General features: G+C 41.7%; 6 protein-coding genes. 5 read left to right on the top strand and 1 reads right to left on the bottom strand.

Annotation, left to right across the window (positions count from 1 at the left end):
- Window positions 1–357: hypothetical protein (locus tag ACJ751_RS22635; protein ID WP_407747806.1), on the top strand; the 357-nt coding region annotated here is incomplete at its 5' end.
- Between the two features lie 65 nt (window positions 358–422).
- On the opposite strand, the gene ACJ751_RS22630 is transcribed toward ACJ751_RS22635, so the two are convergent.
- The gene (locus ACJ751_RS22630) at window positions 423–1,544 is read right to left on the bottom strand and encodes a Gfo/Idh/MocA family protein (protein ID WP_407747805.1); all 1,122 of its coding nucleotides are present in this window, start codon (window positions 1,542–1,544) and stop codon (window positions 423–425) included.
- Between the two features lie 766 nt (window positions 1,545–2,310).
- Here ACJ751_RS22630 and ACJ751_RS22625 point away from each other — a divergent pair.
- The 4 genes from ACJ751_RS22625 (at window position 2,311) to ACJ751_RS22610 (ending at window position 9,627) form a co-directional block, all read left to right on the top strand.
- A complete protein-coding gene (locus tag ACJ751_RS22625; RefSeq protein WP_407747804.1) occupies window positions 2,311–2,901 on the top strand; it encodes an RNA polymerase sigma-70 factor in 591 nt (196 codons plus the stop codon).
- Window positions 2,902–3,129: 228 nt separating this feature from the next.
- Window positions 3,130–4,326: a FecR family protein gene (locus ACJ751_RS22620; protein ID WP_407747803.1), complete on the top strand. Its 1,197-nt coding sequence runs from the start codon at window positions 3,130–3,132 to the stop codon at window positions 4,324–4,326.
- Between the two features lie 542 nt (window positions 4,327–4,868).
- On the top strand, window positions 4,869–8,231 hold the full coding sequence (locus tag ACJ751_RS22615) for a SusC/RagA family TonB-linked outer membrane protein (protein WP_407747802.1): 3,363 nt from the start codon (window positions 4,869–4,871) through the stop codon (window positions 8,229–8,231).
- 10 nt (window positions 8,232–8,241) lie between these two features.
- Window positions 8,242–9,627, top strand: coding sequence for a RagB/SusD family nutrient uptake outer membrane protein (locus tag ACJ751_RS22610; RefSeq protein ID WP_407747801.1), 1,386 nt, complete (start codon window positions 8,242–8,244; stop codon window positions 9,625–9,627).
- The last annotated feature ends 317 nt before the right edge of the window (window positions 9,628–9,944 follow it).

Genomic DNA, 9,944 nt, shown 5'->3' with positions numbered 1-9,944 from the left:
AAGCAGGTGAAGGAACATTTAGACAATAATCCTCAGGTAGCATCAGCTATTCCCGCTGATAAGGCTGATGAAATCCACAATGAAATAGCCAGCCATATAACAAATGGTTTAGCCAGTCAACCTGCTGCTAGCCAGGGGGGTTTCGGAGGAGCTTTAGGTGGGATGTTAGAAAAATTAGAAAGTAATCTCGCCGCAGGTGGGGCAGTTACCAGCGCAATTGAAGGGGGCCTGGTGAGCAGCCTGGCAAGTAAATTTGGTTTACCTCCCTCAATTACCGGGGCAATTGCAGGAGCACTCCCAGGGATATTACAAAAATATGCTGCTAAAAAAGTGCAGGGACAACAAAAACCAATGTAGATGCGGACGCCGACATTAGCCACAATGAGAGAAGACCGGGTAGACATGCAAATGAAACCAATGCATCAGCGAAGCGAAAGCTTCTTTCCGGTTTGCGCCGCTTCGTAAATGGCTTGCATGATGCGCAGGTCTTTCAATCCTTCTTCGCCCGTAATGTGAGAAGGCAATTGTTTACCGGCTAACAGCACCTTTGCAATCTCGTCGCATTGCACCGCTTGTTGATTGGTCACCGGAAAGTTCAATTCGCCCTTGCTTGTTTTGCCCCTGAAGGGTCCGTAACTAATGGCCGGACTTAATTCAAAACTCCCATTATCGGCGGAGGCGTACAAACGGTCGATCCCACAATTATATGAGCTGCTGCAATTGGCATACGCACCTGAAGGAAAAGCGAGCTGCCACGTGATGGAAGCTTCGACTTCTTTAAACAAAGCCGAATCGGTGTTGGGGCCAAACTGCGCTGTTACTGAAACAGGTTCTTCGCCTGTAATGTAACGACTGGCCTGCACGCAATAAATGCCCACATTCATTAGCGGCCCACCACCGGCCATGCTTTTCTTTAATCGCCATTCGTTCGGGTCGCTGGTTTTATAACCAAGCGATGCTTCTACCAAACGCACTTGTCCAAAAACTTTTTCCTGTCCCAATCTTTTCATCTCCATGTTGTATGGTTCGTAGTGCAGGCGGTAACCATTCGCCATTTGAACACCTGCTTTTTTGCACGCATCAATCATCTCCTGGCAATCGCTTGCTGTTATTGCCATGGGCTTTTCCACGATCAAGTGCTTGCCAGCCTGCGCTGTGCGTATTGCATATTCTTTGTGCATCGAATTGGGCAGCACGATGTATACCACATCAATGTCTTTATTGTTTTTGATGCCATCGAAGTTTTGATAATTGTAGATGTTGGCATCAGGGATGTTATATCGCTTTTTCCAGTCAACCGCTTTTGAAGCTGTGCCTGTTACAATTCCCGCCAGGCGGCAATACTGCGCTTCCTGCAAGCCTTCAGCTAGAAAACCGGCATAGCGGCCCAAACCTACCAGGGCAATGTTTAGTTTTTTGCCTTCGTATTTGCTTTTTTTGTTTTCGGTGGATGTGCCAAATGCAGGTAGAGCAGCAGCAATGACGCCGGTACCAACAGCCGTACCTGCGCTTTGCAGAAAATGACGGCGTGAAAACTTTTTCATCTGTTGATTTTTATTATTTTTTTAGCCAGGTGGAACTACGCATGGCAAAATTGTCATTCCCTGTTATAACAAGATTTTATCATGTTTCGTTTCATGGCATCTATTTGTATGGAAGTAAAGAGCTCAAGCTACAATGTTTTTGCAAAGTGGCTGTGTATTTAAAAGAAGCGGTAACTTTCCCGTGTTGAGCGGATGGACAAGCGGTTCTTTTGTCGCGCTAACCTGCAGTAAGACTGTCAAAGCGGGATACTACAACAACCCGGTGGTATTGACCTGTCATATCAGTCATAACCTTTACATTTTCAGATATTCGGTAGACACTGCTTCAACCGGAAGGTTGCTGTATAAAATTATTCCCTAACGCTAACGCTCTGACCTCATATTTAATATTGATTTCCTGGGTACAAAATTCTAACATCTCTTTTGACGCTTTGGCAACAGTTGGGAGAGAGCGCAATAAATTAGTTTAGCGATGACAGGTTCAAAGCTTATTTTTCTTTCCCCAGCTTTTGTTTATTGTTTTAAAAGCCAGTATTTTAACTGCGCGAACTGAAAACTGATGAAGGTCATTTATTCAATTGCAAATTTTGAATGCAGCAGGGTAACAGGTAACAATGTGGTATTTACGCATTTCATTTCGCTATTTTTTGCCTAAATTTAGAAATCTAATCTTTGTAAGCCTTCACGAATCTAAGTCTTATCCGTCTTTACGAACCCTATCCTGCTACTTTTCCTATACTACACTAGATAAGTTAATAAATTGAATATGCAGGATCTTCGAGACGATATTGCATTTGCATTTAAACAGGGCGATTTAAACGCTTTTGATAGTATTTATGACCAGTTTCGCAGACCTATTATTTCTTTTTGCAAATGCATGGTTCCTATAGAAGATGCCAAAGAGATTACGGCCGACGTTTTCGTCAGGCTTTGGAAGACCAGAGATCGTTGGGAAAATATTCAAAATGTAAGGGCATTCTTATATATGTCTGCCCGAAACGCCTGCTTTGACTTTTTAAAATCAAAGCAATCTAAACTAAGGAGCCATGAGATTATTACAGACGTGCTCGATAAAGAACAAGAGTATATTCTTCAATCCGAGATCGAATCAGATCTTATTGCTCTTATAAAGCAAGAAATAGAGCGCCTTCCTGATACCTGCCGAACTGTATTTAAGATGTTCTATTTTGAAGATCTACAAAATTCTGAAATTGCTCAGAAGCTCAATCTCAGCTACCAGACCGTTGCGAATCTAAAATCGTTAGCTCTCAATACTATCAAAAAGAATCTTAAAACAAAGGGCCTGCAACTCAGTACAATTTTATTGCTGATCCAGGTGATGAGGCGTATGCCATAAAAGTTCATATGTTGATTCCTCTCTTATAATTGTCGGTGCAGTACCCCGCAAAAGGTCCTTTGATGTATTGATACTCAAGCCTCTTATGGGGAATTCATAGCGCATCGAGCGCGAATGTTAGCAGCCATTATTTTTTTTTAAATTTTTCGGTAAAACTGAAGCACTCTTGTCGTCTTTATATTCATAGAGGCTAAAGGAGCATAAATGAATAATTTAATTTAATGATTTATGGCAGACATCGCACTCCTGATTCATAGGTTTTTAAAAGAGGAGCTGAATGACGAAGAAAGAGGGGAGTTGGAACACTGGAAGCAACAATCAGAAAGCAACCGGCGAATCTTTGAAAGGTTGACGGATGATAACTATTTGTTGCAGGCGGTTTCTGATGGTTTTAAGATTGACTCGGATGAAGTCGCCACGCATAAAATGCATACATTAATTGGGGCAGATCAACAGATCATTGACAAGTCAGAAGGAATACAGACGGTCAACATTAAGCCGATGTGGCCCAGGTTTGCCGTAGCTGCAGCTATACTTTGTTTGATCGCTTTTAGTGCGGTCTACATTATGCGCAAAACTAATCAGCATAAAGTAGTTGTTGCAAAACAAGGGAATGAAAAGCAAGATATCAGGCCGGGTGTTAACAAGGCTACGTTGACTTTGGCAGATGGCAGATCAATCATTTTGGATAGTTTGACTACAGGTCAACTGGTACAACAAGGTGGCACAAACGTATTAAATAAAGACGGACAACTTGTTTATTCTAAAGGAACCGGCACGAGTAAAGTGGAAGTTCTTTGGAACACGCTGTCTACATCAAAAGGACAGACGTATCCTCTACTATTAGGTGATGGATCGAAGATTACGCTTAACTCAGAATCCTCCATAAGCTACCCTGTAGCATTTACCGGCGATCTAAGGGAGGTGAGAATAACAGGGGAGGTGTTTTTCGAAGTGGCACACGATGCCAGCAAACCTTTTATAGTGAGTGCAGGAAATATGGTATTGCAGGATTTGGGAACAAGCTTCAACGTAAATGCCTATTCCGATGAAGATGCAGTAAAGGCAACCCTTGTTGAAGGGTCAATTTTGGTAAAAAAAGGCATTCATAAGAAAATAATCAAACCTGGACAGCAGGCGCAGGTATTACCTGACGATATAAAAGTAACCGAGGTAGATGTTGATAAAATAACAGCGTGGAAACAAGGGTATTTTAAGTTCAAAGAGGATAAGCTTTCCGAAGCAATGAAGAATATAGCCCGCTGGTATAACATAGATGTAGTGTTTGAAGGGGATGCAAAAAACGTCGAAATAAGTGGGGACATTAACCGTGGCTCAAATCTTTCCGAAGTATTGAAAATTTTATCACTGCTTAAAGTAGATGGACGTATTGAAGGCCGAAAATTGATTTTGAAAGCTCAATAATGGTAGGCAATAAAAAACGGTTTTTGATGTGCAGTGTCTCTATCACCGTGGTAAGCCGCCGCCTTCCGGTCGTGTTTCCTATCGTATCAAAGCGTTGTTTTAAGAAATACGACTAAGGGAAGTGAAAGCCAAGATTCAATAACCTTTTTATATACACAATATCTTAAGAAAGATCAGCGCATCAAACTGTCAATAATGCCTTATCCAGGGCAGGATTGGTGGATTAACTGTAAGCTAATAGGTCAACATTAGGCTATTGCATGGTAAATGTAATATACTGTTTTGTGAATGAATGATTGCAGTACAACTACTTCATTTTGTTGGTAGCACATTCTCCTATATTGTTTTGCGGTCTATTTCCCACCTTTTACAGCCGACGCTTGCGAAACCGCTTATGAAAGCAATAACCATAACCAACCTAACCTAAGTTGTTAACCCGCCACAAATAGGCGTAAAAAACCGGTAGTGCTCGAACACCACCGGTTCAACAGGTTAACAATTCATACTGTCGGTATTTATTATTTAACCCTCAAATTAAAGTTATGCAAGATTTTGCAGCTTGCAAAGTGCCGGTTTTTGCCGGCGCAAAACCAAAGCTATTTCCGCTTAAGAGAGAAATTTCAAAAATTTTATTGGTTATGAGGATAACCGCCATCTTACTGCTGGTTGCCACGCTCCAGGTTTCTGCCAAAGGTTGGGGGCAGGAAAAAATCAGCCTTTCCGTAAATGATGCGCCGCTAGAGCAGGTATTTACCAGAATCAAATCTCAAACAGGTATTTCATTTGTTTACAGGCCCGAATATGTTAAAGGGAAAAAGGTGACTATGAGTATATCTAATGCTTCGCTTAAAGTTGCGTTAGATATATGTTTGAAAAAACAGGATTTAACTTATCAGATTGTGGGAAAAAACGTGGTTATTTATGAGGTAAAAGAAAACTCCATTTCTGATTTAAAAATTGGTGAAGTTGATTCTCATCCAATAGATGTTAAAGGCCGTGTCATTAATGAAAATGGTGAGCCGGTTCCTAATGTAACTGTAAGAATTAAGGGATCAGACAAAAACACAATCACCGATGCTAATGGCGAGTTTACCATAATAACAATTGACAATAATGCGACCTTGGTTTTCACGCATGTTAGCATGGAAAACTTGGAAGTAAGAGTGAATGGCAAGGCCGAATTGTCAATTAAACTTCGTTCTAAAATCAGCGCTTTGGACGAACTGCAGGTGATCGCTTATGGCACGATTACTAAGCGCTTCAATACTGGCAATGTCAGCACCGTAAAATCAATTGAAATTGAACGTCAGCCTGTAGCCAATCCACTAGCTGCACTAGAGGGGCGTGTACCTGGTCTAGTTGTTACTCAAACCAAGGGATTGTCTGGGGCGAATTTTAATGTGATGGTGCGTGGTCAGAGCTCTATCTTTCAGGGTTCTCAACCTTTGATTATTGTCGATGGAATACCCCTTGCTGCCAATAACAATCCTGTCAATAATTTAAACTCCCCATTGGGCATTGTGGGCGCTCCTGGACAGGGGCTAAGCCCTCTAAGCACGCTGAATCCTGGGGACATAGAAAGTATCGAAGTCCTTAAGGATGCGGACGCCCTCGCAATCTACGGTTCTCGCGGCGCTAACGGAGCCGTTTTAATTACCACAAAAAAAGGTAAGTCGGGAAAAACCCAATTCAAATTCAGTACCTACATGGGCGTCAGCCGGATCACGAAGAGCATGGACATGCTAGAAACCAAAGACTATTTGAAAGTAAGAAGGGAAGCTTTTATCAACGACGCGGCTATACCCACCAAGTTTAATGCACCTGATTTACTGGTATGGGATACTTCACGTTATACAAATTTTAAAGACCTGCTGATTGGTCATACAGCAAAAACAAACGATGTTCAGGCAAATATTTCTGGTGGTAATGAACAAAACCAGTTTCTCCTCGGTGGCAGTTACCATAGAGAAACGACTGTATATCCGGCTGATTTTTCTGATTCTCGTGTCACCTTTCATTCAAATATGAGCCATATGTCAACCGGTCAAAGGTTCAAAACCAATTTTTCGTTGACCTATTCATCAGAAAAAAATAATTTGCCGGTTCAGGACCTGACTTCTTATATTAACCTACCGCCCGATTTTCCCCAGCTTTATGATTCTTTAGGGCGCTTGAATTGGTCGCAAAAAGGATTCAATTTTTTCAATAACCCTATGGCGGTTTTACTAAAAAAGTATGAAGCTAAAACAGAAAACCTTTTAGGCAATCTAAATGTAAGCTATAAAATCACACGGTCACTAAATGCCAAAGTAAATTTTGGATACAACAGTATTAATGTTAACGAATTCAGCAGTAACCCCATTGCTTCGCTAAACTCCAATTTTGTACAGAAGGGCTCTTCAAATTTTAGCGACAATCATTTTAAAAGTTGGATCATTGAACCGCAGGCTGAATATGGAACTACTATCGGAAAGGGACAACTATCTTTACTTGTGGGCGGTTCTTGGCAGGAAATAACGAATAATAATACAGCGGTTGCGGCTGCAGGGTTTACGAGTGACGCTGTATTAAAGTCAATTGCAGCCGCAGGGTCTGTTACTGGTAATTCAAACTACACACAATATCATTATCAGGCCCTCTTTGGAAGGGTCAATTATAATTTGGCTGAAAAATATATTATAAATGTTTCTGGGAGAAGGGATGGTTCAAGCCGGTTTGGTCCTGGAAAGCAATACGGTAACTTTGGCGCTGTAGGAGTTGCCTGGATCTTTTCTAATGAATCCTTCCTTTCCCAACAACAGGGGTGGCTCTCTTTCGGTAAACTTAGAGGGAGCTACGGAGTAACCGGAAATGACCAAATTGGTGATTACAAGTTTTTAAATAGCTATTCGAGTGCACAATATCCCTACAACAATTCAACTGCTTTAGTTCCTTATTCTCTCTTTAACCCAGATTATGCATGGGAAGTCAACCATAAATTGGAAGCTACCCTTGAAGTTGGTTTTTTGAAAGATAGGGTATTACTAAGTGGCACCTACTATAGAAACAGATCATCGAATCAATTGATCAATTATAGCTTGCCCACACAAACAGGTTTCGCTAGCGTCCTTCAAAACCTCCCAGCAGTTGTCCAAAATTCCGGGTCTGAATTCTCATTAACTACACAAAACATACATGTAAAAGATTTCACATGGTCCGCTTCTATTTTTGTAACGGTGCCTGAAAATAAATTAATCTCTTTCCCTGATCTGGATTCTTCAGCGTACGCCGATCTTTTTGCCGAAGGACAATCCCTAAACGTAGTAAAGGGCTATCGTTTTACTGGTATAGACGCCAGTACCGGAGTATTTACCGTGGAGGATAAAAATGGAGATGGTTCTATCGATGGAAAAGACTTTTACATTATTGGAAAACTGAACCCCAAATACTACGGAGGATTTTCAAATACATTTACTTATAAAGGTATTCAGGCGTATATTTTCTTTGAAGGCCGCAAACAACAAGGCGCTAGTTATTTAAGGACGATTTACCAAAAACCTCCCGGCACTATGAACAATCAGCCAGTGGCGGTATTAGATCATTGGCAGAAGACCGGCGATAACAATCAATTTCAAAAATTTACCCAGGCTTTTAGTTCACAGGCATATCAAGCGGTTCAAAATTACCTGCTGTCCGATGCTGTGTTGACCGATGCTTCCTTTATACGGTTGAAGACTGTTTCGCTTTCATATTCCCTACCTTCCAGATGGCTACAACGGGCGCATTTATCCAATTTAACAATATTCGTCCAAGGGCAAAACTTGGCCACCTTCACCAATTATGTTGGTACTGACCCCGAATCACAAAACCTCTACAGCCTGCCTCCACTAAAAACATATGTGGGCGGAATTCAAATCACATTCTAAATAAAAGAATATGAAACTAAAAATAAAAAGCGATCTACTGTTGTTTCGCACGCTCAGTGTCTGCGGCTTGCTCGCTATATTTTCTTGTAAAAAGTTCGTCGAGGTAGATCCACCAATAAACCAGGTCAATACGGCTCCCGTTTATTCAAGCGATGCTACTGCCACCTCTGCGGTGAATGGTCTTTATAGTACTATTATGAATGATTATAATGGGCTTCTGAACGGAGGTGTGAGTTTATATTCCGGCCTCTCATCAGATGAACTGGTCTCAACCAGTACGTCACAAGACGATATTGCTGCCTTTCAAACAAACTCCCTCCAAAGCACCAATTCCATAGCGGCAGCTTTATGGAGCAATGGCTATAATTATATTTATCAGACCAATGCTTTATTGGAAGGCTTGGCACACTCTCAAGGAGTATCGCCTTCTACGCTTACACAACTGACAGGGGAAGCAAAATTTTTGCGGGCGCTCACCTATTTCTATCTAGTCAATTTATTCGGTGATGTTCCCCTGATTACGTCCACTGATTTTCGTCAAAATGCTCGCCAGGCTCGAAACGCCAAAGTGGACATTTATGTGCAGATCATATCTGACTTGGAAAATGCAGAAAGCCAGCTACCTGCAGCATATGTTGGGTCTGATCGCACCCGACCTAATAAATGGGCGATTTCTGCTTTATTAGCGCGAGTTTATCTATACCAGAAAAACTGGGCGAAGGCAGAAGCCAAAGCGAGTGAGGTAATAGGTTCAGGAGTCTACACCCTTGAGCCGACCAATCCTTTTACTTACACGAGTAACGAAACTATTTTTCAGATCATTCCTGTCAGCCCTTACGCAAATACCGCTGAAGGCAGTGATTTTGTTCCCTTCTCATCAACCGACGTTCCGTTTTATATTCTTAGCAACAATTTAATGACATCCTTTGAAACGGGAGATACACGAGTCGGAAATTGGATTGGTACTAATATGGTAGGCACTACGGCGTATAATTACCCCAGCAAATACCAAAACAATAGCGGCCCTCCTTATACTGAGTACAACATTGTTTTAAGACTGGCGGAGCAATATTTAATACGGGCAGAAGCCAGGGCACAACAAAATAATCTAAACGGTACCAAAGATGATCTAAATGCTGTGCGCGCACGGTCAGGTCTGGGTCAAACCACGGATACAGATCAGGCCTCTCTCTTAGCCGCCATTACACATGAGCGTCAGGTAGAACTGTTTGGTGAGTGGGGGCATCGGTGGTTAGACTTGTTAAGAACCGGGAAAGCAGATGCAGTGCTTGCGCCTATTAAAGGCACCGCTTGGCAGCCTACTGATCAACTCTATCCAATACCTTATAGTCAGTTAAAAGCAAATCCCCAGTTGGTTCAAAACATTGGCTATTAGTGATAATGACTGAACAAACCACTGAGTGTAAGTCCAATCCTGCAAATTTCTATTCTGCAGGAAGATTAATAGACTGCTTGAAAGCAGGCGATATCGCAATATGCTCAAACGAAGTTCATTCACAAACACCGATTAATTGACTTTTATCCATGCATTTACTGGTATGACTACAATGCTCAGGACAAGTTTTATAGAAAAATCGTGTGGGGCAAAACCGCCTGCACAGTTAGAAAAAGGGACATAAGGTAGTCCCCCTGTCTCTACTTTACAAAAGCCGTTAAAAAATTACCATGAAACGATTTGTATCAAAGGCTCTT

Source organism: Niastella sp. (genome assembly GCF_045805085.1).
Lineage (GTDB): Bacteria > Bacteroidota > Bacteroidia > Chitinophagales > Chitinophagaceae > Niastella.
This window is presented reverse-complemented; position numbering and strand designations above follow the sequence as displayed.